The following is a 23,226-nucleotide window of genomic DNA, read 5'->3' as shown; positions in this document are numbered from 1 at the left end:
CGTGAGGAGACTGCCATGCAACGTTTAATGATTCCGAGATTTCTGGTGCTGGCCTCAGCCTTGTTGCTCAGTGCCTGCGTTAGCCCGGTGGTAATCGACAGCCAGCCGGACGCGAATCTTGCCCAATACCAGACTTACGCCTTTGTTTCCCAGGCTGAAGACGGTCCCCGCGAGCTGGATGATCAACGCACTCTGGCTGCGCTGGAAAAAGCGCTGGCGGCGGAGGGAATGACCGAGGTCGATGCAGACCAAGCGGATGTGCAGGTGAAATACTTTTTCAAGCGTGAGCAGCGCTTTGATGGTTCCTCCGTTCAATTTGGGTTTGGTTTTACCCGTAACAATGTGGGGTTGGGAGCCTCCACTCCCACAGAAGGCGAGATTAGCGACGAATACAAGCTGGTAGTGCAGTTGATTGATCCTCAGAACCGCAATGTAGTGTGGCAGGCAACCAGCCGTGACAAAATGCATGATGAGATGAGCAGTGAGCGTCGCAATACGTATATTCAAAAAGCGGTAGAGGAAATGTTCAAGCAGTATCCGTAAGCGGCCAACTCAAGGTGGCACAAAGCCCCCCGCCCGCGCGATTGTGCAGAGTAAGCTGCCCGCCGCTGCGGGCCATCACGGTGGCTACAATGGCTAGGCCTAGACCCGTTTGCCCTCGGTCCCCGCGGTGGCCCCGCGCGCAAACCACCGCTTGATTGTCACTGATTCCTGGACCTTGGTCCTCCACATGGATGTGCAGCTCACGGGTATTCGCCACTACGCGAATCCACACTTCCTTGCCCTTTGGTGTGTAACGCAACGCATTCTCCAGCAAGTTGCGTAATGCCAGGCTGGCCAGGGAGGGGGCTGCCAGTGTTATCCCGGCACACGCTTGGTCATCACGCTGCACGGCTTGCCGCTGCGGGTGTCCGGCCAGCTGGGCCAAACTTTCATCGATCACCTTTCTCACTAGGCGCGGCCGACTCTGTGGTAGTCCGTCTAGGCGGGCCAAGGCCAGCAACTGTTGCAGGTTATCCGCCATCCTTGAACTGGCGTTCTCCGCTGCCGTCAATGCCATCATGGCTGGTGCATCTGGAGCCATTTTTAAGCGGGCAACTTGTAACTGGGTTTTCAGTGCTGCCAGCGGCGTACGCAGCTCATGGGCTAGATCATCGGTTAGGCGGCGTTCGCGCAACAATGCCTGCCGGGCCTGGTCGGCCCAACCATCCAGCGCGGTTACCAATGGCATCAGTTCAGTTATCCCCGCCGCGCTGGACGCCACCCCGGATTTTGTCTGCACGGGCCGTGACTCAAATTCCTTGCGCATCGCATCCAAGGGTGCCAAGCCACGGCTCACAGCCCAGCGCACCGCCAACCAGGCGCCCAATAGTGCCAGCAACAGGCCTACCAGCAACGCCCAGGCTAGGGTCGACAACAGGGATTCACGCACCGCCATGGGTTCCGCTGTCGCCACCCGTATTTGCCCTTCGCTGACGGTATACACGCGCCAGCGCTCACCCTCCAGGGATCGTTCCGTAAAGCCGTCCTGAGCACTGGCAAGGTGAGCCGTTGGGGCTCCACCGGAGCGTGCCAAAATTTCGCCCCGTACATTCATCACCTGACAAAATAACCCGCTATTCACCGCGGCCTGCAACCCAGGGTTACCGGATAACACCGGTGCACTGGCATTGGCCATGGAAGCGACCATGCGTGCCGACGCTGCCAGACGTTGATCCAGTGCCGTTCCCAGATGCTGCTTGACGGTATTGTGTAACCACAATGCCAACAGCAACCAGACACTCAGCAAGCTGAGCGCCACCAGCCACAGCACCCGGGAACGTAATGAGCGTGCCATCATAGCGGCGCGCCTAACCGGTAACCGCCACCGCGTACGGTTTCTACAATGCGACTATCCAGTTTGCGGCGCAGGTTATGGATATGTACTGTCAAAGCGTTGCTCTCCACGCCGTCCATCCAGCCGTAAACACGGTCGGCCAATTGGTCCGCCGTGAGTAACCGCCCCTGGCTTTGCAACAAAGCAAGCAACAACGCCATTTCCCGCCGTTGCAATTCCACTTCTTTATCCGCCAGCCAGACTTGCTGTCGGAACGGATCGACCCGTAGCCTGCCATGCTCAATAAACGGACGGGCTTGGCCCCGGGTACGACGCAATAGGGCCTGTAAGCGCGCTGCCAGCTCGCCCAAATCAAACGGCTTAATCAGGTAATCATCGGCGCCGCGCTGCAAGCCATCAATGCGGTCTTGCACGGCGTCTCGGGCGGTGAGGATCAATACCGGCACCGTCAGCCCAGCCTCACGCCATTGGCAAAGGGCTTCACTACCCTCTTGGTCGGGCAGTCCTAGATCTAGCACCAACGCATCAAAATCCACGCTTTTCCAGGCGGCCAGGCCATCCCGCGCAAGCGTCACCCAGGCTACGGTAAATCCCATGGCTTGTAGACCGGCCTGAATACCGTCGCCTAACAGGGCATCATCTTCGATCAATAAAATATGCATGCCGTTCTGACCCGGTTAGGCTGCTCAAGTTGCAACCCAGTGTATGCTCCGCCAGTTAACTCACGGTTAATGGAGCCGGGTCACACTGGTGACTTCTTGATTGGAGATACCGTGGACACAGTCATTATTGGGCCTCTGGCCCTGCCGGCAGGCACCTTCGTGGTGCTGGTCGGGTTTTTCGCCGCTACCCTGGCTAGCCTGTGGTGGCAACGACGCGGCCAACGCATTGAAGCAACACTTTGGTTGATTGCGGTTACCGCCGTGTTTGGTGCCCGTCTGGCATTTGTGTTGCGCTACCACAACCAATATGAATCTTGGCTGGCCATGCTCGATATCCGTGACGGAGGCTGGTGGTGGCCCGGTGCACTACTGGCCCTGCCGGTGCTGGCCGTTAGCCTGTTCCGACACACCCGCGTTCGGGCTGCGCTGCTATCCACCTGTGCAGCCGCCATGCTCACCATGACGGTGACGCTTGCTGCTCTGCAGGCATTGTCGCCAACACCCAGCCCGCTACCTGACGTCACGCTGTATAACCTAGAAGGGGAGACCGCCACACTAAAATCGGCGGCTAACGGGGTAACACTGGTAAATCTGTGGGCGACCTGGTGCCCACCATGCCGACGGGAGATGCCGGTGCTTGAAAGCGCACAGCAACGTTACCCAGATGTCCGCTTCATTCTCGTCAATCAGGGTGAGAACCCGACTCAGGTTCGCCAGTATCTCACCGAAGAGCAGCTGCACTTTGAATACCTGCTACTGGACCCGCATACCGATTTGGGTCGGTATGCAGGCAACCGAGGGCTACCACTGACCCTGCTGTTCGACAATAAGGGGCAAGAAGTGGCGCGCCATTTTGGCCCCCTGTCCGACGCCAGCCTGCACCACTTTCTCAACTATAACCTTTCCGGAGACACCCTATGAGCAAAATAGTTGTCCTGCTGCTAACCCTGCTGGCTCCCCTTATTAGCCAAGCCGAAGCGGCTTCGATGGACAGCCTGCTGACCCAGCTAGAGGCCAGCAGCTGGGTGGCAGAAGGTGCGCAGGAGCCGCAGCGGGTCGCCTATCTATTCACCGATATGGCTTGCCCCTACTGCGCTCGATTATGGGAAAACATGCAGCCGATGATTAACGACGCCGATAATGTGCTGCAGGTCCGTCATATCATCGTCGGGCTGATCAACCCTAAACGCAGCTTCACGCAGGGCGCTGCAGTGCTGGCGGCTCCAGATCCGAGCGCCGCATTGGCAGAACACGAAGAGTATTATGATGACGGCGGTATTCGACCGCTGGAGCGAGTACCTGATGCCATTCGCAGCCAGATTCAAAGCAACACAGCGTTGATGATCGGGCTCGGCCTGCAAGGCACACCGACACTCATTTTCCAAGACAAGGAAGGGCGCTGGCGCGTGGCGCCAGGGATGATCGGCGAAGCCGACCTAAGACAGCAAGTGTTTCAGCTACATTAAACGAAACGCGAAATGTTCAACGTTGAAATGCGAACAAGGCGCAAAACGAGAGGCAAGGCTCTCGCTCGCGCTTTTTAACGTTCAATTTTGAGCGGGCGGCTCAATCCGATAACCAGCTTACTTTGCCCTGACATACCGTCAACTTCACGGTGCCCTTGAGCTGAGCATGGCGCCAAGGAGAATTGTTGCCGGCGGATAACCAATCTTCGCTGAGATCTTTTGCCGCGGTGGGGTCGAGCACACATAGGCTCGCCGGGCGGCCGGCTTCCAGCTGGCCGGCCTGAATACCCAGGCAGCGAGCGGGAGCGGCGGTGACGGCATCTAGCGCGCGCAGCAAGTCCAGCTTGCCCTCATCCACCAGTTGCAGCACTAACGACAGCAGCACATCTAGCCCGGCCATACCCGGCTTGGTGGTTGGGAAGGGGGCCGCCTTGCTGGAGGAACCAATGGGCGTGTGCTGAGAGCAGATAGCATCGATGGTGCCATCGGCCACCGCTTCCAGCAGTGCTTGCCGGTCCTCGGCACTGCGCAGCGGCGGGATCACGTGGCAATGGCTGTTGAAACCTTCCAGCGCCGATTCATCCAGCAACAAGTGCTGAATGCTCACATCTGCGGTCACCGGCAGGCCTCGCCGTTTGGCGGCTTTCAGCAGGCGCAAAGAATCGCGGCTGGAGATCTGTTGGAAATGTGCCCGCACTCCGGTGGCCTCCACCAACAACAGGTCGCGTGACAGGTCCACGCTTTCCGCCACGGCGGGAATGCCGGGCAGGCCGAGGCGGGTGGCCACCGGCCCTTCGTGGGCACAACCGCCGGCACTGAGCGCCGAATCCTGCGGCCGGAACATCACTGGCAAATCAAAGGTCGCCGCGTATTCCAAGCTGCGCTTGAGTACCAGCGCATTGGCCACCTTGCCACCGGCATTGCCCACCGCAATACAGCCGGCTCGGGCCAAGGTAGACATTTCTGCCAGTTGTTCGCCCAGCAGGCCCTGAGTCATGGCCGCGATGGGCATGATACGGGCAAACCCGGCCTGCCCGGCCTGTTCGCGGATCAATCGAACCACGGCAGTGGAATCCACCGGCCCACAATCAGGCTGGGCGGCCAAATGGGTAATGCCCCCCGCCGCGGCGGCACGGGTTTCACTGGCAATATCGCCGGTGCGACCACTGCCGGGCAGAGACAAATGCACGCAGGCATCCACTAGCCCCGGCAATACCCAGAGGCCATCGGCCTGGATAATATCGGCACCTGGTGCATCCAGGCTGGCACCGATGCGGGTCAAGCGACCGTTTTCGATCAGCAGGTCGGCCACGTCGTCGCGGCCACTGGCCGGATCAATCACCCGGCCTTTGCGGATCAGGATGTGGGCGCGTTTACGGTTAGCGCTGGCCATGGGCACCTCCCGCTGCGGACATGTCGCTATCCTGACCACTGATGGCCATGGACATGACCGCCATACGCACGGCGATGCCGAACGTCACTTGGTTGAGAATCACTGATCGAGGGCCATCCGCCACTTCCGACGCGATTTCCACGCCCCGGTTAATAGGCCCGGGGTGCATCACGATGGCGTCCTCTTTAGCAAATAGCAGCTTGTCGTTGTTAAGCCCGTAGAGCCGAAAAAACTCAGCTTCACTGGGCAGCAAGGCGGAATCCATACGCTCTTTTTGCAGACGCAGCATGATTACCACATCCACGTCTTTTAGGCCCTGAGCCATGTCGGTGAACACGGTTGCGCCGAGGGCTTCTGCATCTACCGGAAGTAATGTCTTTGGGCCGATCAGGCGTACTTCATCGGCGCCAAGAATATTCAATGCATGGACCTGGGAGCGGGCCACACGGGAATGGAGAATGTCACCAACGATGGCCACTTTCAGGCCCTCGAAGCCGCCCTTGTAGTGGCGAATGGTATACATGTCGAGCATCGCCTGAGTGGGGTGCGCATGGCGTCCGTCACCGGCATTGATCACCGCTACGTTGGGGGTTACTTCATTGGCGATGAAGAAAGGCGCTCCGGAATCCTGATGGCGCACCACGAACATGTCCGCCGCCATGGCTTCCAAATTACGCAGGGTATCGAGCAGGGTTTCGCCCTTGCTGGTCGCTGATTTGGCAATGTCCAGATTGAGCACATCCGCGCTCAGCCGCTGGGCCGCCAGCTCAAAGGTGCTGCGGGTGCGGGTACTGGATTCGAAGAACAGGTTCACCACGGTTTTGCCGCGTAACAGTGGGACCTTCTTGATTGCCCGGCCGCCCACATCCACAAAGCTTGCAGCCGTATCGAGAATATCTTCCAGCAGGGAGCGGGGCAGATGCTCAGTGGTGAGAAAATGGCGGAGCTTACCGCTGTCGGTAAGTTGTACTCGGGAGGATGGCGCAAGCGTCGGCGTCATTCTTATGACCTTGTCTCAGTATCGTCCTCAACAACCAGATTGCGAATTTCGGCAATCAATGGAGAGGGTCCGCGTAATTCTATCCGCTGATGGGGGGGTAATGCCAAAGTTTCCCCACAAATATCAGCACCAATCGGTAATTCCCGACGGCCGATGTCGAACAATACCACTAGGGATATGGACGCCGGGCGGCCAAAATCGAACAATTCGTTCATGGCCGCTCGAATGGTGCGGCCGGTCATTAGCACGTCATCCACCAGTAAAATGTGCTGGCCGTCCACATCGAAGGGCAGCTTGGATGGCGTTACCTTGGGTTTAAGGCCGCGGGTATCAAAGTCGTCTCGATAAAAAGCCGGGTTCAGTGAGCCCAGCGGTAACGCGGTCGGCAATCGCGCATTCAGAGCCTGCGCTACCCAGGCTCCCCCGGACTCAATTCCCACTAACAACGGTGCCTTGCCTGCAAACTGGTCATTGATGGCAGTAGCCATGGCATCCAGGTGTGTCTGCAATTGTTGCTCATCCCAGCTCAAGGCTGTTCTCCCACAATCCATAAACCGTAAGAGTAGCAGAAGGCTGGGCTGCTGAGGCAATCAACGGAACAGCTGATCAAATCGTTCAGTTTTTTGCGCTGTGTCGCAGCAAGCAATGCGGACAAGCTAGGCTCACCACCAAGGCGACTGTAAGTTTTGTATTATTTGGAACCCATCGTGCTGTACGGACTCCAAGCTACTAAGGGATCGCCCGGTCATAAGGGCGAAGAACATTGGAAGGGAATCACCATGAAACTGCGCAATGACTCGCAACGCTTTGGCGCTATTGCCCTGCTATTCCACTGGCTGGTGGCATTGGCGGTGATTGGCCTGTTTGCATTGGGCTTTTATATGGTGGATTTGGGTTACTACGACCCTTGGTATCGTAAGGGGCCTGATCTGCATCGTAGCGTCGGCGTTCTGCTGTTTATTGTCATGACTCTTCGTCTTGGCTGGCGATTTATCTCGCCGCCACCGGCGCCGCTTGCGTCCCACAAACCCTGGGAAAAGATCAGTGCCCACCTTACCCACTGGGCTTTGTATATTTTGTTGTTTGTAGCCATGGTGAGTGGCTACCTGATTAGCAGCGCCGATGGTTCTTCCGTTGCGGTGTTTAATTGGTTTTCCGTGCCCTCGGTCAGTGGCCACCAAACTGGCCTAGAGGACACCGCCGGGCTGATTCATTACTGGGCCACTTGGGCGGTGATTGGGTTAGCCAGCGTGCACGCGCTCGCCGCCATTAAACATCACCTTCTTGATCGCGATGATACATTGCGCCGCATCCTTGGCTTGGCGCCTCGCACCAACCCGTCTCCCTCAACGGGCACACACAATTATTCTTAATCATCCAAACGGAGCTTGATGCTTATGTTGACGTTATTGAAAAAAATCACCCTTCCCACCTTGGCACTGCTGCTTAGCAGTATGGCGTTTGCCGAGCAGCCCGGCGGCACCTACAAGTTCGATACCAAGGGCACTCACCAGTTTGTCATGTTCAAAATTTCCCACCTGGGTTACAGCTGGCTGTATGGGCAATTTAATGATTTTACCGGTGAGTTCACTGTGGATGCGGACAATCCGGAGAACAGCCAGGTAACCGCCATCATCCAGACGGCCAGTGTGGACTCCAACCATGCCGAGCGAGACAAGCACCTGCGCGGTGATGATTTTCTAGACGTGAAGAAATTTCCCACCGCGACGTTTAAAAGCACAAGCATTGAAAAAATCGGCGAGCAAACCGCTAAAATCACAGGGGACTTCACCCTGCATGGTGTGACCAAGCCGGTAACCCTGGATGCCAAACTGATCGGCCATGGCGATGATCCTTGGGGCGGCTACCGTATGGGCCTAGAAGCTAGCACTACTCTGACACTGGCAGATTTTGGTATTACCAAGAATCTAGGACCGGCGTCTGAAACAGTGGAGATAATTATTTCAGTGGAAGGCATCAAGCAGTAACGCTGTTGGTTCTCGTAGGTCGGATTAGTCGCCTTAGGCGTAATCCGACCTGACGTGTTGGTCTCGGCGTTAATGTAAAACCGTGGGCACGGCATGTGCCAATTCAAGCGGCGCTTTCTTATAAATAGGGCGCGCGCAAGATACCGTCCAGGTCTGAATAAGGAATCGTCAGGGTCGGCTGCCCCATGGCGTAAGGGGCGATGTGGTACACATTGTATTGCAGCACGAGCCCCTTATCAGTGAAGAAGACGTTATCGGTTTTGTCGAACGGCCAGCTGTCACGGAAAGCTTGGTCCAAATTTTCTTTATTCAGCCACGCGGTATGTTGCTCGCGGGCTTTTTCCCAGAAAGCAGCTTGTTGGCCCGGCACCAGCATGTCGTTTAGTTTGACACTTTGTTGTTTAGCGAGATCCCAGTGAAAGTACTGCACGCTAGGCAGCCCGTGGGCGCCCCCGGTGTATTCATAGGTTTCCATAGACAGAGTGATAACGTCTCCGCGGCGACCCTGTTTTTTCACCGTAGCGGTAAGCTCCCAGCCCTGCCTCGAGGCCATGGCCATGTCGGACGCGTCTTGCAGAAATGCATCCGCCAGATCTTCAATGCGGACATCGTGGCTGGGGTTATCTTCATTGTGAATCAGCATGGCAGCAAGGTGCTGGGTGATAGCGTCGTTCAGTTCAGCTTGATTCTCAAAGGTGAGCCATTGTAGGTCGACTTTTGGGCAGCCGTCAGCGTCACACTGCTCATCGGTTTTTTCTAGCGCGTGAACATTGCGTACTAGGGTTTGTGGCGTAGCCCCTTTTGGGTTGGCGGCGGGGTTTTTAATAGCGGCGGCACTGTCGGTGGATTTGGATGTGGGCTTAGCCGGTGCGTTTGAGTCTTCGCACCCTGCTAGCAGCGCAGAGGCGATCAGAAGAATCAGTGTTATACGCATGGCAAACCTTCCTGAAATCGGTGAGAACCTGGTGGCATTTAACGGCAGTGGCCGCTCCGGTTCAAGGTGGCTTTTGCAATCAAGCGAGCCTATCCTGCCGTTTTTCAGCTATCAATCGGGAGAATGAGCATGAGCTTCTGGACCGTTTATCTTTCTGGAGAAATTCACACGGATTGGCGCGAACGCATCGTCAAGGGCTGCATCGATAAGGAGCTGGATATTGAGTTTAGCGGCCCAGTGACTGACCACGAGGCTAGCGACAAAGTGGGCGTGAGTATTTTAGGCGCAGAAGAGAAGCGTTTCTGGGAAGATCGTTTAGGTGCGGGCATCAATGGTATCCGGACCCGCAAGCTGATCGATGAGGCTGACCTTGTGGTGGTGCGGTTTGGCCCCAAGTATAAACAGTGGAATGCGGCATTTGATGCTGGTTACACTGCGGCCTTGGGGACACCGATGATCATTTTGCACGATGAAGAGCATGATCACCCCTTGAAAGAGGTGGATGCTGCCGCCGACGCGGTGGCGCGCACTCCAGAGCAGGTGGTGGAAATGCTGGCATATATTCTTAACGCTTAACCCTCATTCGTTATGCCACGGGGCTCTGGTCCGGTTTCAGAGTCTTGTTTTATGTCTTTTTACATCATTGGGGGAGCGTTTTGCGGTATGGCTTGTCGCATTCGTGTACAGGAACAAAAAGCAAAGCAAGGAGTTCTCCCGATGACACACCGATTATTGGCCGCCGCCACTCTTATGTTGGTTACCACCGCTACGGCGTGGGCAGAGACAGAAGGCGTTCCCAACGTAAAAACGCCGGAACCAGAAAAAATAGAGACTCAAATAGAAGAAACGTTGGCGGATATCCAGAGCTATTCTGTGGAGCAGAAGAATCAAGCTATGCGAGTGGCCCGCCATGCCATTGACGATCTAAATCAACAAGTTACCCTGCTACAGGGTGACATCAACAGCCAATGGAAGGAGCTGTCCCAAGAGGCACGTTTGCACAAGCAAGACGCGCTTGCCTCGTTGAAAGAGCAGCAGGCGGATCTGGAGAGCCATTACCAGACCTTGCAGAATGCCAGCGAAGATAATTGGGAGGCGGCCAAGGTGAAATTTCAGCGGAGCTGGGAAGCTGCCAAGCAAGGCTGGCAAAGCCTAACGGCGCCTTCCCCGGCTCAGGACGAGACCCCCTAAATAGAAGGCTCGATAATGTTTATATTTGAGCTTCGGTCAGCTCCTGGGCGCACGCGGTAGCCACCACAAAGAGAGTGGGCGGACTAGACGTTAGTCTGTTTCGAAGATGAACGGGGTGTTGGTGATGTGTGTTTTAACTTGCAGCACACCCCTTCCCCTATACGGCGAACGCTTCCAGCCGCTGTCGGTAAATCCGTGCAAACTCTTCCGGGTCTTTGCTGCCTTGCCCTTCACTATGGTCAGACACTGGGCCGGCTAGCCGTGATAACCAGAACCGCAGAGCCGCTACCGGCAGTGCTTCATTCAAGCGGCGGGTGTCTACGCTGCGGCCCTGGGCCCGATAAGCTGACAGTAAGGCGTGCTCCCGTTCTGCCACCACGTGGCCTCTCGCATCTACACACCAATCGTTGAGAGCAACGGCTAGGTCGTACTCCGGATGGTCCTGGCAGGCGTTATAGAAATCCAGCAAAGCGCTTATTTGACCGTTGTCCCATAGCAGGTTGTCACGGAACAGGTCGCCGTGAATCAAGGTGGTGCCAGCGGGGTGGGCCAGCCAGCGGTGAAGCAAGCGTGCCGCGTTGTCTCGGTCAGCGGTGGGTAATTTGTCTAGATGATGAGTGAAATCGCGCAGCCGCGCCCGTTCGCTGGGGAGCGGCTGCAGCTGCTCCGTGAGGCTAGCGTGTAGCCGTGCCAGCAAAGCACCAACCTGCCTGCAGCGATCGGCATCCACAGAGAAATCGTGCCTGCCTGGCAGGCGCGGCATTAACACTGCCGGTTTGCCCGCAACGGTAATTTGGTCGTTGCCGCTGGCAGTCGCTAGTGGTGCAGGCACGGGTAAGTGCTGTTTGGCCAACTGTTTTAGTAGAGTCAGGTACGGGGTTAGCGCGGGATGGTCGAGGGATTCGAACACCGTTAACACTAGCGGGCAGGGCTGATCATGTTTGCCAAGGCCATCGATAAGGAAAGTGCTATTCTCGATGCCGTGACTGGCGGCGTGATAATCACGCAACTGAAAACCAAATTGTTCCAGCACTTTTGCCAGTTGGGTCGGGCTGAGTGGTGTATACACGGACATCACAATCCTCAAGCTTGGAAAAGGCCGCAGATGACCGGACTCTGCAGACGGGCAATGGTATAAAAGGGCGTCAACGCGAATCAGCAAAGCGTTTGCTATTAACAATAGCAAACCGATGATGGGTAATGCGTTACTGGATGCGTTTTGGGTTGTTGTGTCGTCTCCATATTCGAGGTTGAGTTCCTGGTCAGGCTAGTGTTTCCCTTGTCTATTATAGCGAGCCGCATGGTGTGTGCTGCTTATTGCAAAACTTAAGGAGAACTGATGAATCCTGCCGTTATTGAGCGGGCCACGGTACGTGCCCTGATGTCTTTGCCGGGCCCGGTTTTGGAGCGTTTGGCTGCGGGTTTGGAAACCCATAGTCGTCCGCATTTGGATTCGCGTCTGCGCTTTCTGCTTGCGCTCAGTGGGGCCAAGCCCACCCTGGATTCAGGGACGGTGGAGCAGGCTCGGCAGATTTATCGGAGCACGCTGGCATTGCTAGATATGGCACCGGTTAGCCTTCCTGTGGTTGTTGATCATCAGGTTAGCATGGAGGACGGTAGCCAAATTCTAGTGCGGCGTTATCGCCCGGCCGATGCTCCGCTGGTGTCACCGGCTATTATGTTTTTTCACGGTGGAGGATTCACTATTGGCGGTGTTGAAGAGTATGACCGGTTGTGTCGCTATATAGCGAAGCGTACCAATGCGGTGGTGCTGAGTGTGGATTACCGGTTGGCGCCGGAACACCCAGCCCCTGCCGGCATGGATGATGCGTTGGAGGCTTGGCGCTGGTTGCTGAATAACACCGCGCAGCTGGGGCTTGATCCGAACCGCTTGGCGGTGATGGGCGATAGCGCTGGCGGCTGCATGAGCGCAGTGGTGTCACAACAGGCCAAGCTGGCCGGCCTGGCGTTGCCAGCTTTACAGGTGCTGATCTACCCCACCACTGACGCCGCCCTGGCCCACCTTTCCGTGCAAACGTTGGGGCAAGGGTTCGGCTTGGATATACCGCTGCTGACTTGGTTCCGAGGACACTTTGTTCAAGACCCAGCGGTGATCGAGGACTACCGCGTTTCGCCCCTGCGCAACCCTGATTTAACTGGCCTGCCTGAGGCGATCGTTATCACGGCTACGGATCCCTTGCGGGACGAAGGCTTGGAGTACGCCCAAAAATTACGTGAGGCAGGAAACACGGTGACCTCACTGGATTATCCCGAACTGATACACGGCTTTATTTCCATGGGGGGTGTTGTTCCGGCGGCGCGTAAGGCAATCAATGACATTTGCGTTGAGACCAAGCGGCGGTTGTGATTCAGGCAAAAACCATTGGATTTTATGGTGGAGTGCATGAATCAGCGGGGAATGGCTGGGATGGTGCACCGATGCAAAGGCGGTTTCAGGGTCTCAAGTTAGAGTAAGAGGCGGCGATGGGTTGCCAAGGCTTGCCTGAGGCAAAGAAAGGCGTCGGTGGTTGTCTGATGGATTACTGCAACGCGCACCGCCTTACTCTTTCAATGGTGGCATGGTCTTCCTGGTGGTAGAGAAAACGTAAAGTTCTTTTCGTTATTTGTTGGTCACTACAGCCGGCACGGCGCGCGGCGGCAACATACGCCGTGCGCCGTCCGGTTATTCCTATAGTTGTTTCAGTACGGTGTCCGCACTGCTCTTGTCCACGCCTTTGGCATCTACGCCCAGATATTCCACTACGCCATCGTTGGCAATCAGCGCGAAACGTTTGCTGCGAATGCCCATACAGCCACCGGTCGCGTCTAGCTCTAGCCCCAGCGCCTTGGCCAGTTCAGCGTTACCATCCGCTAGCATGGTAATACGCTCGGCATTCTGATCTTTCTGCCAAGCACCCATCACAAAGGCATCGTTCACTGCCATACAGGCAATGGCATCGACTTTCTCCAGCAACGCATCGGCGTTAATGACGAAGCCGGGCATGTGGGTGTTGGAACAGCCAGGGGTGAATGCTCCGGGAACGGCAAACAGGACAACTTTACGCCCTTTGAAAAAGTCACCGGTGTTGAGGTCCTGGGGGCCATCGGGACCGTTGGTTTTCAGCGTGATAGAAGGGAGGTTGTCGCCAACTGCAATGCTCATGGTTCGCGTCCTTGGCTTGAGAATGGACACTCACTGTAGCAAACCGGCAAGAACAAGAAAGCACTGTGTAAGCTGGTTGGAATAGTTAGAGGGTATAGGAGGTAAAAGGCAGGGTTAAATCGGGGGGAACGAGTGACGAAAAGGAAAGATAATACCGGGTAGCGCTCTTTCGCAAATTGTTACTAGTGGTGCATGTGCATGCACGAATGCCATGCAGGGAAACGATAAACAGGGCGGAGGTCTCCCCTCCGCCCTTAATCGCGTTAGCCGAGCAGACCGCCTAGTAATCCACCCAGAACCGGGCCGAGTACAGGAATGTCAGCCAGCACATCGCTAAGCGGGGCTAGCAGCGAGCCGGCAGCATTCTCACCGAGCAGGCTTACCAGCAGTGAGCCTACTAGGTCGCCTACTATCGGTAGTGACTGTACTAAGCCGATCACTGCGTCGAGCAAATTGCCATCCTGGTCCAGAATGCCGTTAAGCAGTTGGCTGGGATCGCCACCTGCCAAGCCACCCACCAGGCCGCCAAGCAGGCTGTCGAGCAGGCCTTGTAGGGCGGGTTGCTCAATGAGCATGGCCAGATCGGGAGTAAGAAGGCTATCTCCGGCACCACCTTGCAGCACAGTGAGGATCTGGTTAAGCAAATCACCTACGACGGGTACTTCATTGAGTAGGTCGACGCCAGCCAAGAGCTCGCCTCCGCTTGCCACTCCGGTCAGGGTGGCCAGTAGTGGCTCCAATAGATCGCCCAGCAGAGGGACTTCGGTTAATAGATCGCCGAACTGTCCTAACTGGCCAGCAGATTGAGTCAGGCAATCTAATGGGCTGCCAGATTCACACGCCACAGCACCTAGCAGTTGGTCGATCACATTACCCAATACGGGGATTTCAGCCAGCAGGTCGGTGACAACAGTTAGTTGGTCGCCAGACAGGCCGTTCAGCAGGCTTTCCAAATCTAAGGCGTCTGTCGGTAGGCCACCGCTATCGCCGCCAGCAATCCCGTTGAGTAGATCCCCAAGGATAGGGAGCTGGGTGAGCAATTCGGGAAGGGTTTGCAGGTCTTTCAGTGGCGCAAAAAGATCGCCGCCGTTGTTCAGTAGCCCAGCAAGCAGATCGCCCAGAACCGGAATTTGCTCCAGCAGAGTGGGGAGGGTTTCCAGCAACGCGAGGTTGCCTGGCTCAGCAAGGCCAGCCAGCAGGTCCGTTAAGATTCCTGGGTTGATGGTTCCGCCGCCCAGCAGGTCGCCCACAGGGCCTAGCTTTTCACCGGCGGCCAGCAGACAGGTTAGTGGATCCGCATCTTCAGGGCACAATTCGCCAAGACCACCGGACAGGTTAAGAATGCTGCCAACGCCGCCGAGCACTTCGGTCAAACATGCTTGGGGCTGAAAATTATCGGCGCGGGTAGATATTGGACACAGGGCGGTGGACAAGCTATTCACTGTGCTGATTAGTGGCTCGCCCTTGGACAGATTTTCAGCCACTTGGCTTAAGCACACTTGCGGGTTCAGTGAATCCTCGCAGCCCAAATAACCGAGAACACCGATAAGCGTGCTGTCCGGCACGGTGTTGACAGTTTCAATGATGCACTCGATTGGGTTAGTGGAGCTGGGGCACAGTTGTTGGCCGATAGGGCCACTGTTATCCAACAATCCTGTCAGAGTGTCTTTCAGGTAAGCACCCGACTCCAAAAGACAATTCTGTAGGAAATCTGGGTTGGTGGCGCTGCTGAGTAAGTTAGATTCGGTGGCAGCAACGGTGTCGGCACATAGCAGGCCGAGTAGGTTGTCATTGCCAAGAGAGATATTTTCCAGTGCCTCATTTTCACAGGTCAGCACATCAATAGCGCCGCCCAATTGAGTGCCAAGCAGAGCCTGCGGGCAAACTGATACGGTGAAATGGTTGTTGGTATCTATCAAAGTGAGGAGCTGGGCTTCTTCTTCCTCTGTTACCGGAGGCACGGTGTCGTCTTCATCGCCGCCGCCAGTATCGCCGCCGTCGGTGTCTCCGCTGTCGGTATCGCTGCCGTCGGTATCGCCGCCGCCAGTGTCGCCGCTGCCGGTGTCGGTGTTACCGGTTTCTTGGTTGGTACTTGTGCTACCGGAAGAACTGCTGCCGCCGCCGTCGCCACAGGCGGTTAATACTGCCATAAAGGTAAATAGCAGCAATAATCGGGTCAAATGTAACATGTGAATCCCCCTCTAACATGAATATACGAAACAAGCTGTCAGGGCGTTGTTTATGTCAACGCCCTGGGGGGAGTGTATAAAATTCGTTGCGTTGCGAGTGTTGGCTAAAAATATCGTTTTGTATCTGTAATTGCAGTGTTCTGTAATGCACAGGTATTGAGCACGCTCCGATTGTTGATGAAGTGTTTAGATAATGAGAAAAAAGGGAAGAGTTAAGGGGCGAGGAATGGTGATTACCGGAACGGAGAGTGAAATCAGCCTTAATATAGTGTCGGCCTGATGTAGCACGCAAACGTGCCGTTTATTTACTTCTGGTCTTATGTTTCTTCGTTTAGAGAGGCTCTTTTACTGGGTGGGGAGTTGGCTATGTCAGGCACCGCATTTTCAATCCCATCGCTACAGTATCAGTTGTAAGCGTCTCCATTTTCTTGGCGGTGTGCTTTATTTTGGGGGGGAGCAAGTGGGTTTTTAGTGCGATATGAATTAGCTATGGCCGTAACGAGTGCGAGCCGGGTGGCAGCCCTCGACGGGCGGGATCTCAAGATACAGTCGAAAACTTAACCGTTCACGTGTCAGGTTATGCTGCGCACGTAAGGCGTGTTCAGAGGCCCATAATGCAAAAAACCGCTCAGCCATAGCCGAGCGGAATGCCCATCAGCCATTAACGGGCTAGTGTCGGCGACGTAACCCTCCACCGATTAGCAGGATCAAAAAGGGGAGCAATGCGCCCATACCGAAGGCACCACCGCTTCCTCCACTGCCACTGCTATAAGACGGGCGATTACTGTTATACATGGGTTGGCTGTTGTCTACGCGATTACCGCTAGGTGCACTGGCTTGGCGTTGCGCTTTTGCCCGCTTTTCAATCTCCCGACGTTTGGCGTTGCGGCGATCAATGCCGTACTCCTTAAATACTTCCTCACGTAGCACCACCATGGAGGTGTAGTGGGTGACCAGCCCATATTCTATTCCCAGATCGGTAATCCCCTGTTGGAGATCTTTTTCCTCACCGAAATACTCTATTTCCTGCTGCATGTCCTGAACAGTGGCGTAAGCCCACAGGCGCTCGAGTTCCGGGTTATTGCCGCCCTGGGCGGGAAAATCGAAGCGGGTTTTGTAGGTTTTTTCTTGCCCGGCCACCTCGGCGCGAAGAGTGATTTTGGCGGGGCCGTCACCCCAATAGTGGCCGAGCAGTACGATTTGGCGGCCGTGGTAAATGCTACCAATGCGTTGGGGTTGTAGGTCTGCGGTGCGAATGCCATCGATATCGATCTCCACGTCATTCATGGCCTGGTGGGTAACCTTGCTGGTGGCGTTGAGAATCTGTCCGGCAATGTCGTCGCTGTTGGAGACGCTGATGGCAAAACCGTTGCTGGCATCGGTCATGGCGGTGAGCATGGGCCGGTTAGCACTGTTACCCATGACAAAGGTGAATAACCGAACGTCGTGATTTTCCAGAAGGTCGATAAAGTCTTTCTGTCGAGTTTTACCTACGTTAGCTACGCCATCGGTGACGAGCACGATGCCGGTGGGCCGGTCTGCGTCCAGCGGGGTCAGTGCCAGGCTTAAGCCACCGAACAGGTTGGTGCCACCACGGGACTGGAGCTGCATGATTTTTTGGGTGTACTGACGAATATTATTGGGTGTGGCATCTACAAAACCGCTAGTGAGTTCTTCGGCTCGGTCATCGAATAGAACGATACGGAAGCGGTCGTTGCCACGCAGTTTTCCCAGGGCCTGGCGGACGCCGTCGCCTAGAGTCGCCAGTTTGGCATTCATGGAGCCTGAAATATCCAGTACGAACACCCAGTCGCTACCGGTGGTGATCGGGGGCAGGTCGTCCCCTGGGGTAATGCTCAGCATGAAGGTGCCGCGGTCTTTGCCCGGTGCCTTATAAGCCACTAGATCGACGCTGCCGGGCAGGTCTTGCTGGTGACGCCAGTAGACAACGATGTCTTGGTCCAAGGTGAAGGCGCTGGGGGGGTGGCCATTGGTTGCTGGCGGAGCGAAGTTGTTATCGCCCTTTTCACTCCTGCCTTCCCCTTTAATGGTGGTGCTTGCGTTACGGTTATCCAGTGTCACTTGCCATTGCTGCGAACCAAGCTGCTGGATCTTCGCCTGAGGGTGCTTGGGCAGACGCAGGGCATCCACCGGATAGCTGCTGCGCAAGTTAAGGGTAAAGCTGAAGCGTTCTTCTACCTTTTCGTTGGCGGTCCAGAACGCCAGTTTCTTCTCGTCTACACTGCCTTCTTCCAGCGGATATACATAGCGGCCGATGCCGTTGTCCACGAAGGCCGGTTGCATGTAAACCAACCGCACGCGAGTGTCCTGGCCGGCGCGCACTGGTTGCACTTTCACATCGAAGGCCTTGAAGCTGTCCTTCTCGGTGAGCCCGGCCTCGCGACCAGCGGCTTTTTCTTGCTCGTAGACCTGGCGGGCCTGTTGTTTTTCCAGTACTTCACCGATCACTGGCTTGCCATCGATCCACGCGGTGAATTCGGCCACGGTGCCTTTTTCGGGAACAGGAAAGCGGTAGTAAGCTTCCAGGTCCTGGTTATTCGGATTGTGAAAAACCTGCTCGACTTCGGTGATGGCATAGCCGTCTTCCACATCCACGGTGACATGTTGCTCGCGAATCTGCAGTGGCGGCAGGGAGCTGTTCGCTGGGGTCATCAGCCCTGCGGCTAGGGTTGGGTTGGTTAGCAGGCAGCCAAACAGCAACGCCAGGCCGGCCGCAAAACGCGTGTATCCGTTCCTGAAACCCATGATGGTTCTCCTTGTTATGAATCATGGGCACTGTTTTACCTGTGGCGGAGGGCTTTGTTAAACGGTGTTCATTAACAAGCCATGTCTTGGGGTGTTCAATAGGAATTGATTTTGCGGGTTATCCCTTTTGTGTCAGTTGGTTACGGGTGGCGTCTAGTAGAGCAGCAAAATCTGGGCGGGCGATAATCGCCAGAACCAGAGTATAAACACCGTTGAGCAGGGCTAGCAGGGCATCCGCTTGCATTAGGCTAAGAGCGATAACAATCATGGATACCGCATCGAGAATGCCCAACAGCATAAACATGCTGGCTTGAACCTTGAATACCGCCGTGTCCCCGGCAGGGTCAGCGGGGGTGGTGGTTTGAACCGAACGCTGGGCAATGGTGGAGGGGGCTAGCAGTGCATTACGCAGCGGCCTGGCAATCACTAGCATGAGTGCCATGGCGCCCATGGCCCCCGTGCGTAGGGTGTCTTGCGGCAGCCATTCTATGGAGGCCGTGTAGTTACCGAACCAGACTAGGCCGGCAATGGCTATGCCGATCAAAAGCGGTGCTGAGAGCACCAGAAACCAAAACATATTAAGTCTCTGTACGGCTGAAGTAGGCGCGGACATAACACTATTCCTGTAATCGGTTGCTGGTGCTTAAGGGGTTGGGGGGCGCGGCTTAATCTCTAAAGTTATTAAATTGCAGCGGCGTTTCGATTTTCGATTCTCGCAGCAGGGCCATTACGGCCTGCAAGTCATCGCGTTTTTTGCCGTTTACTCGTACTTGGTCGCCTTGAATAGATGCCTGCACCTTGATCTTGCTTTCCTTAATGAGCTTGACGATTTGTTTGGCCACGGGCTGGTCGATGCCCTGACGGAAAGTCAGTGTAAGCGAGAAGGTCTTGCCGCTGTGCTCAAGCTCTTCGGGTTTGTCGGCACCGGCGGCGCTGATGTTCTGCTTTAGGCAGGCTTTGGTAAACAATTCTTCCAGCTGACGTACCTGGAAATCGGATTCGGTTTTCAGGGTAACGGCCAAGCCGTTCTGCGCGATGCTGGCTTCTACGCCACGGAAATCAAACCGGGTGGAAAGTTCACGGTTGGCGTTCTCCACTGCATGGCGAAGGGCCACTTCATCAATCTCGGAAACAATGTCAAAAGACGGCATGGGGTTGGGTCTCCCTGTAATGGCTAGCAGGCAAGTATACGCGCCCTAAGCAGAAGGAGCATGCGCCTCCTATACGGAGGATTAAGGGCTCACTTCAGATAACGGTAAATTGGTACGTTTGCAGTATAGTTTACCCGGCACGGCCCCTTTATGTTGAGCAGGGCGCCTCACGGCTACACCGTAGGCAGCGCTGAAAATGACAACGCCAAGGAGGCACCTTATGCCACTTAAGGAAAGGCTGTCCGCTGACAGCTTGATGGAATCGTTCCCGGGTTCTCGGGATCTATTGACTCGTCTGGGCCTGCTCGGAGCCCAAGTATCCCGCAAGATCGCTATCGACCAGGTCAAGGTTGATAATGGCATGCTCAGTAATCTCAAGGTCGACAAGGTTTCCCTGGGTAGCGCCAGCATTGGCACCCTAAGTGTGACTAACGGCTCGGCCAGCCTCAATAACGCCAGTGCGGTTCTCAATCAGGTGCGCAGCATTGTGGAGTTGGGTTTACGGCTGGATTGGGAAATCGATCTAGGCTGGATTGGTAACTGGGATGGCAGTGAAAGTCTTGGCAGCCTGGATGTCCCGGTGGATTTGGGCACTATTACTATTCCCGACCTGGCTGATATAGACCTGCAGATTCCGGCCATCGACATCCCAGGTTTGGTTGCCGATATGCAGCCGATCCGTGACTTGGATTTGGGGAGCTTGGAAATTGCCGGAATGCGGTTAGACAAGTTGGGGCTGCCCAGTGCCGGTTTGTCGGTATCCGGCATGGGGATTGGTGAATTATCGCTTAGCTCGTTAAGCGTACCCGCCGCTGAAGGTGAGTCACTGCGGGTCAATCACGCTGCACCAACCGGACAGCTTAAGCTGCCTGGCGCTAGCCTCAGTAATGTGAATATTCCTTCTATTAGCTTGCCCAGCGCGCAAAGTGGTGCCTTTGATGCCGATGCCACTGCCTCCGACAAATCGCTGACGGTGGACCTAGGGATTCTAAAAGTCACCATTGCCGTCACGCCAACGGTCCATCTCAATGTGGGTAGCATGACCCTCAAGGATGCCCAGTTGTCGGCGAAGTTGGGTAATGTTTCTCTCAACGAAATTAGCTTGCCGGTGGCATTGGAGGGCATCTCTGGTGGCGGGCTGGGCCTGAGCAGCATTAACGTCAGTAAGCTGACATTCTGAAAAGGAGTTCAATATGTCTTTGAGTCACAAGGAGTTCGAGAAGCGTTGGGAGCAGGCTCATCGCCAACAGGGCCCGCAAAAGAAAAAATCGTCGATTGCACCGGTGGTTCACTTGTCGGTGATCTCCGTACTGGATAATTACATGTCCCAGTTGCATAAGGCGGTGGAAGGGCATGCCTTGAGCAAGGAAGAATGCGATGAGGTCTGCAAGAAAATTGCGGAACTCAAACCGCTGGCCAAGAAGGCTGACGGCAAGGCGGCCAAGTATTTGAAGGTCTGAGCCTTTGGGCCTCTGCTTTGGCGGGGCCCTTTCCTTAACATTCAGCTCGGTGCTCTCCTCGCTTGACGTTCTGTCGGCAGCGGTGATGACCGGTCATCCTCTTCCCTCATTTAGCCGGGCTTATACTCACCACGATATGCCCCTGTAATAAAAAAGGTGGGCGGTAAGCCGCACGCTTACTCTCGACCGCGTAAGGGGGTTTCAGAGGCCCCCTAATTCTCTCTTTATTCCCGCGTTTCAGTCTATTACTGAAAAGTTGGTACATCCCTTGCTGAGGCTCCTTCATACAAGGAGAGTATTATGAGCAGCCTCAAGCCAATCGCGATTATTCAAACCGGCCATACCTACCCGCAAATTCGCCAGCATTATGGCGATTTCGATGACTGGATAGCCCAGGGATTGGGCCAGTTATCACCCGTGATACGGGTGGATGCCATTAAGGAGGGGCCGCTGCCTGCCCCGGAATCGCTGGCAGGTGTGGTGATTACCGGCTCTCACGCCATGGTCACCGAGGCGAAACCGTGGATGAAAAAGCTGGCCCACTGGCTTTTTTCTACCCTAGAGAACGCCCAGCAGTTGCCAGTGCTGGGGCTGTGCTTTGGTCACCAATTGCTGGCCCAGGTGCTGGGCGGGGAGGTGGCGGATAATCCCCTGGGGATGCAGGTGGGCACCGTGCCGCTGCGGTTTACTGCGGCTGGCCAGCAGGATGCGCTGTTAGGCGCCATGGCTGGTCACCCGTGGGCGCAAGTGGTGCACAGGCAGTCAGTGCTTACTCCTCCCCCGGGCAGCACCGTGCTGGCCAGTAATGTGCACGATGCCTGCCAGGCGTTCCGTTATGGCGAACGGGTATGGGGAGTGCAGTTCCATCCTGAATTCAGTGCAGATGTGATGCGTTCCTACTTGCAGAGGTTGAGTGGCGAGGGCTTGATGCAGCAACAGGTAGATACGCACCTTCAGAATGTGCGCGAATGCCGGGATGCCAGCGCTATCCTTGCCCGGTTCGCCCAGCTAACGTTAGCGCAGGTAGCGTAAGAGCAGTGACAAACCGCAGCGCAGTATGGCTCGGATTGGCATTAATGTTACCTGCTGCCAGTGTTTGGGCTCGCCGGCACAGCGCTTTAGGTTGTGCCGGCATTGTCATCTTCACCGCTGGAAGCTCGTTACGTTCCAGCGCCTCATCTTCAGTCACGCCGCCAGCGATGCTCCTGCAAGAGTTTTGGCTGGCTAGTTAGCGTTGCCAAATACTGCTCCGATCAGAGCGCTACCCTGCTGCATGGGGTTCTGCCGAATCAAGGTTTCCTGCTCGCCGATGCGTGTGTATAGCTCATTCATGCTGTTGTCGATAACGTAGCTTTCCAGATCGAGATTGGGCTTGTTGGTAAGTGGTAACTTATTATAGGTGCCCAGCATTGTTTGGTATTGGTCATAAAAACCGGTCTGGCGCAGGTTATCTTCCACGATGGGCTGGAAGCGCTCTCGCAGGCTACTCTCGGTCTCGCCACGGAAGTAGGTGGTAGCGGCGGTGTCCCCGCCTTGAATGATTCCTAGGGCATCCTCTACGCTCATAGCGTTGATGGCGTCTTTGAATACGGGGGCGCCGGACGCCACCGCCTTTTCTGCGCCGCGGTTCATGGCCGTTTCCAGCTGATCCACGTAGCTGCCAAGGCCAAAGTTACGCAACGTATTGGTAACCGGATCTGCGCTTTTGGGCAATTTCATATTCATGGCCCCTTCCTGAGACAGCTGGTTGGCGGCCACATCGGTGCCTTTGATGAGGGCTTCTTTGATTCCGGCAGCCAGTTTTTCGTCGGTGTTGTAACCGGCATTTTTGGCCATCTCGTTGCCCATGTTGATCCAGGGCATGGCTGATTCCATATTCTGACAGCCGGCGAGTACTAGGGTTATTGCAAAGGGCAGTAGTTTCTTCACGGTGTTCTCCTTGTCTTCGGGCGTTATGCTACTGCAAGGGCGGGGACTGCTAAACTGCTATTTTTTGTATAGGGACTTCTACAGCGTCGTAGGCTGC

Annotated in this window: 24 protein-coding genes; 11 read left to right on the top strand and 13 right to left on the bottom strand. The window is 55.7% G+C overall.

The window, feature by feature from the left end:
* The first annotated feature begins 15 nt into the window (after positions 1-15).
* Positions 16-543: a DUF4136 domain-containing protein gene (locus tag Y017_RS06230; RefSeq protein ID WP_011587327.1), complete on the top strand. Its 528-nt coding sequence runs from the start codon at positions 16-18 to the stop codon at positions 541-543.
* Here the strand turns inward: Y017_RS06230 and Y017_RS06225 are convergent.
* Both Y017_RS06225 and Y017_RS06220 read right to left on the bottom strand, forming a co-directional pair.
* On the bottom strand, positions 527-1,840 hold the full coding sequence (locus Y017_RS06225) for an ATP-binding protein (protein WP_011587328.1): 1,314 nt from the start codon (positions 1,838-1,840) through the stop codon (positions 527-529). The two genes, Y017_RS06230 and Y017_RS06225, sit on opposite strands and share 17 nt — an antisense overlap.
* On the bottom strand, positions 1,837-2,499 hold the full coding sequence (locus Y017_RS06220) for a response regulator (RefSeq protein ID WP_011587329.1): 663 nt from the start codon (positions 2,497-2,499) through the stop codon (positions 1,837-1,839). The genes Y017_RS06225 and Y017_RS06220 overlap by 4 nt, the downstream gene beginning before the upstream one ends.
* Before the next feature lie 111 nt (positions 2,500-2,610).
* On the opposite strand from Y017_RS06220, the gene Y017_RS06215 reads away from it, so the two are divergent.
* A complete protein-coding gene (locus Y017_RS06215) occupies positions 2,611-3,420 on the top strand; it encodes a TlpA disulfide reductase family protein (RefSeq protein WP_035460106.1) in 810 nt (269 codons plus the stop codon).
* Positions 3,417-3,965 (top strand): thiol:disulfide interchange protein DsbG, encoded by a 549-nt coding sequence (dsbG, locus tag Y017_RS06210; protein WP_035459680.1) that lies wholly within the window; start codon positions 3,417-3,419, stop codon positions 3,963-3,965. The genes Y017_RS06215 and dsbG overlap by 4 nt, the downstream gene beginning before the upstream one ends.
* Positions 3,966-4,065: 100 nt before the next feature.
* Here the strand turns inward: dsbG and Y017_RS06205 are convergent, their stop codons facing one another.
* The 3 genes from Y017_RS06205 to pyrR are packed head-to-tail and all read right to left on the bottom strand — an operon-like array spanning position 4,066 to position 6,909.
* Positions 4,066-5,358, bottom strand: a complete 1,293-nt coding sequence (locus Y017_RS06205) for a dihydroorotase (protein ID WP_046961592.1) — start codon at positions 5,356-5,358, stop codon at positions 4,066-4,068.
* Entirely contained in the window at positions 5,345-6,358 is a 1,014-nt protein-coding gene (locus tag Y017_RS06200; RefSeq protein WP_011587333.1) for an aspartate carbamoyltransferase catalytic subunit, read from the bottom strand. Before Y017_RS06200 ends, Y017_RS06205 begins: the two co-directional genes overlap by 14 nt.
* Before the next feature lie 2 nt (positions 6,359-6,360).
* Entirely contained in the window at positions 6,361-6,909 is a 549-nt protein-coding gene (gene pyrR / locus Y017_RS06195) for a bifunctional pyr operon transcriptional regulator/uracil phosphoribosyltransferase PyrR (protein WP_011587334.1), read from the bottom strand.
* Between the two features lie 228 nt (positions 6,910-7,137).
* On the opposite strand from pyrR, the gene Y017_RS06190 reads away from it, so the two are divergent.
* Together Y017_RS06190 and Y017_RS06185 are read left to right on the top strand one after the other, a co-directional pair.
* The gene (locus Y017_RS06190) at positions 7,138-7,731 is read left to right on the top strand and encodes a cytochrome b (protein ID WP_035459678.1); all 594 of its coding nucleotides are present in this window, start codon (positions 7,138-7,140) and stop codon (positions 7,729-7,731) included.
* Positions 7,732-7,755: 24 nt separating this feature from the next.
* Complete coding sequence (locus Y017_RS06185; protein WP_198555343.1) at positions 7,756-8,346, top strand: YceI family protein; 591 nt, start codon at positions 7,756-7,758, stop codon at positions 8,344-8,346.
* 118 nt (positions 8,347-8,464) lie between these two features.
* Here Y017_RS06185 and Y017_RS06180 read toward each other — a convergent pair whose 3' ends face one another.
* Positions 8,465-9,280, bottom strand: coding sequence for a DUF3298 and DUF4163 domain-containing protein (locus tag Y017_RS06180; RefSeq protein ID WP_035459676.1), 816 nt, complete (start codon positions 9,278-9,280; stop codon positions 8,465-8,467).
* Positions 9,281-9,409: 129 nt separating this feature from the next.
* Between Y017_RS06180 and Y017_RS06175 the strand changes: the two genes are divergently transcribed.
* Both Y017_RS06175 and Y017_RS06170 read left to right on the top strand, forming a co-directional pair.
* Positions 9,410-9,856, top strand: a complete 447-nt coding sequence (locus tag Y017_RS06175) for a YtoQ family protein (RefSeq protein ID WP_011587338.1) — start codon at positions 9,410-9,412, stop codon at positions 9,854-9,856.
* A 141-nt stretch (positions 9,857-9,997) separates the two neighbouring features.
* Positions 9,998-10,471 (top strand): hypothetical protein, encoded by a 474-nt coding sequence (locus Y017_RS06170; protein WP_011587339.1) that lies wholly within the window; start codon positions 9,998-10,000, stop codon positions 10,469-10,471.
* Positions 10,472-10,628: 157 nt separating this feature from the next.
* Here Y017_RS06170 and Y017_RS06165 read toward each other — a convergent pair whose 3' ends face one another.
* Positions 10,629-11,546 carry a homoserine kinase gene (locus Y017_RS06165; RefSeq protein ID WP_035459674.1) on the bottom strand — a complete coding sequence of 306 codons (918 nt, stop codon included), beginning with the start codon at positions 11,544-11,546 and terminating at the stop codon, positions 10,629-10,631.
* Positions 11,547-11,810: 264 nt separating this feature from the next.
* On the opposite strand from Y017_RS06165, the gene Y017_RS06160 reads away from it, so the two are divergent.
* A complete protein-coding gene (locus tag Y017_RS06160) occupies positions 11,811-12,839 on the top strand; it encodes an alpha/beta hydrolase (RefSeq protein WP_035459672.1) in 1,029 nt (342 codons plus the stop codon).
* Positions 12,840-13,160: 321 nt separating this feature from the next.
* On the opposite strand, the gene Y017_RS06155 is transcribed toward Y017_RS06160, so the two are convergent.
* From Y017_RS06155 to Y017_RS06135, 5 genes are all read right to left on the bottom strand, one after another.
* On the bottom strand, positions 13,161-13,634 hold the full coding sequence (locus Y017_RS06155; protein ID WP_011587342.1) for a peroxiredoxin: 474 nt from the start codon (positions 13,632-13,634) through the stop codon (positions 13,161-13,163).
* Between the two features lie 263 nt (positions 13,635-13,897).
* Entirely contained in the window at positions 13,898-15,823 is a 1,926-nt protein-coding gene (locus Y017_RS06150; protein ID WP_035459669.1) for a hypothetical protein, read from the bottom strand.
* A 669-nt stretch (positions 15,824-16,492) separates the two neighbouring features.
* Positions 16,493-18,589, bottom strand: a complete 2,097-nt coding sequence (locus Y017_RS06145) for a VIT and VWA domain-containing protein (RefSeq protein WP_035459667.1) — start codon at positions 18,587-18,589, stop codon at positions 16,493-16,495.
* A gap of 118 nt (positions 18,590-18,707) precedes the next feature.
* Positions 18,708-19,166 carry a hypothetical protein gene (locus Y017_RS06140; protein ID WP_101234994.1) on the bottom strand — a complete coding sequence of 153 codons (459 nt, stop codon included), beginning with the start codon at positions 19,164-19,166 and terminating at the stop codon, positions 18,708-18,710.
* An 88-nt stretch (positions 19,167-19,254) separates the two neighbouring features.
* On the bottom strand, positions 19,255-19,740 hold the full coding sequence (locus Y017_RS06135) for a YajQ family cyclic di-GMP-binding protein (protein WP_011587346.1): 486 nt from the start codon (positions 19,738-19,740) through the stop codon (positions 19,255-19,257).
* 220 nt (positions 19,741-19,960) lie between these two features.
* On the opposite strand from Y017_RS06135, the gene Y017_RS06130 reads away from it, so the two are divergent.
* The 3 genes from Y017_RS06130 to Y017_RS06120 all read left to right on the top strand — a co-directional run bounded on the left by Y017_RS06130 (position 19,961) and on the right by Y017_RS06120 (position 22,232).
* Positions 19,961-20,920, top strand: a complete 960-nt coding sequence (locus Y017_RS06130; RefSeq protein ID WP_035459665.1) for a hypothetical protein — start codon at positions 19,961-19,963, stop codon at positions 20,918-20,920.
* Between the two features lie 13 nt (positions 20,921-20,933).
* A complete protein-coding gene (locus Y017_RS06125) occupies positions 20,934-21,200 on the top strand; it encodes a hypothetical protein (RefSeq protein WP_011587348.1) in 267 nt (88 codons plus the stop codon).
* A gap of 300 nt (positions 21,201-21,500) precedes the next feature.
* The gene (locus tag Y017_RS06120) at positions 21,501-22,232 is read left to right on the top strand and encodes a glutamine amidotransferase (RefSeq protein WP_011587349.1); all 732 of its coding nucleotides are present in this window, start codon (positions 21,501-21,503) and stop codon (positions 22,230-22,232) included.
* A 192-nt stretch (positions 22,233-22,424) separates the two neighbouring features.
* Here Y017_RS06120 and Y017_RS06115 read toward each other — a convergent pair whose 3' ends face one another.
* Positions 22,425-23,129 carry a DUF4197 domain-containing protein gene (locus Y017_RS06115; RefSeq protein ID WP_011587350.1) on the bottom strand — a complete coding sequence of 235 codons (705 nt, stop codon included), beginning with the start codon at positions 23,127-23,129 and terminating at the stop codon, positions 22,425-22,427.
* Positions 23,130-23,226: the final 97 nt, after the last annotated feature.

The sequence above is a fragment of the Alcanivorax sp. 97CO-5 genome, assembly GCF_000524665.1.
Classification (GTDB): Bacteria; Pseudomonadota; Gammaproteobacteria; order Pseudomonadales; family Alcanivoracaceae; genus Alcanivorax; species Alcanivorax borkumensis.
The sequence above is the reverse complement of the archived record's forward strand: the minus strand, read 5'-3'. Positions and strand labels throughout refer to the sequence as shown.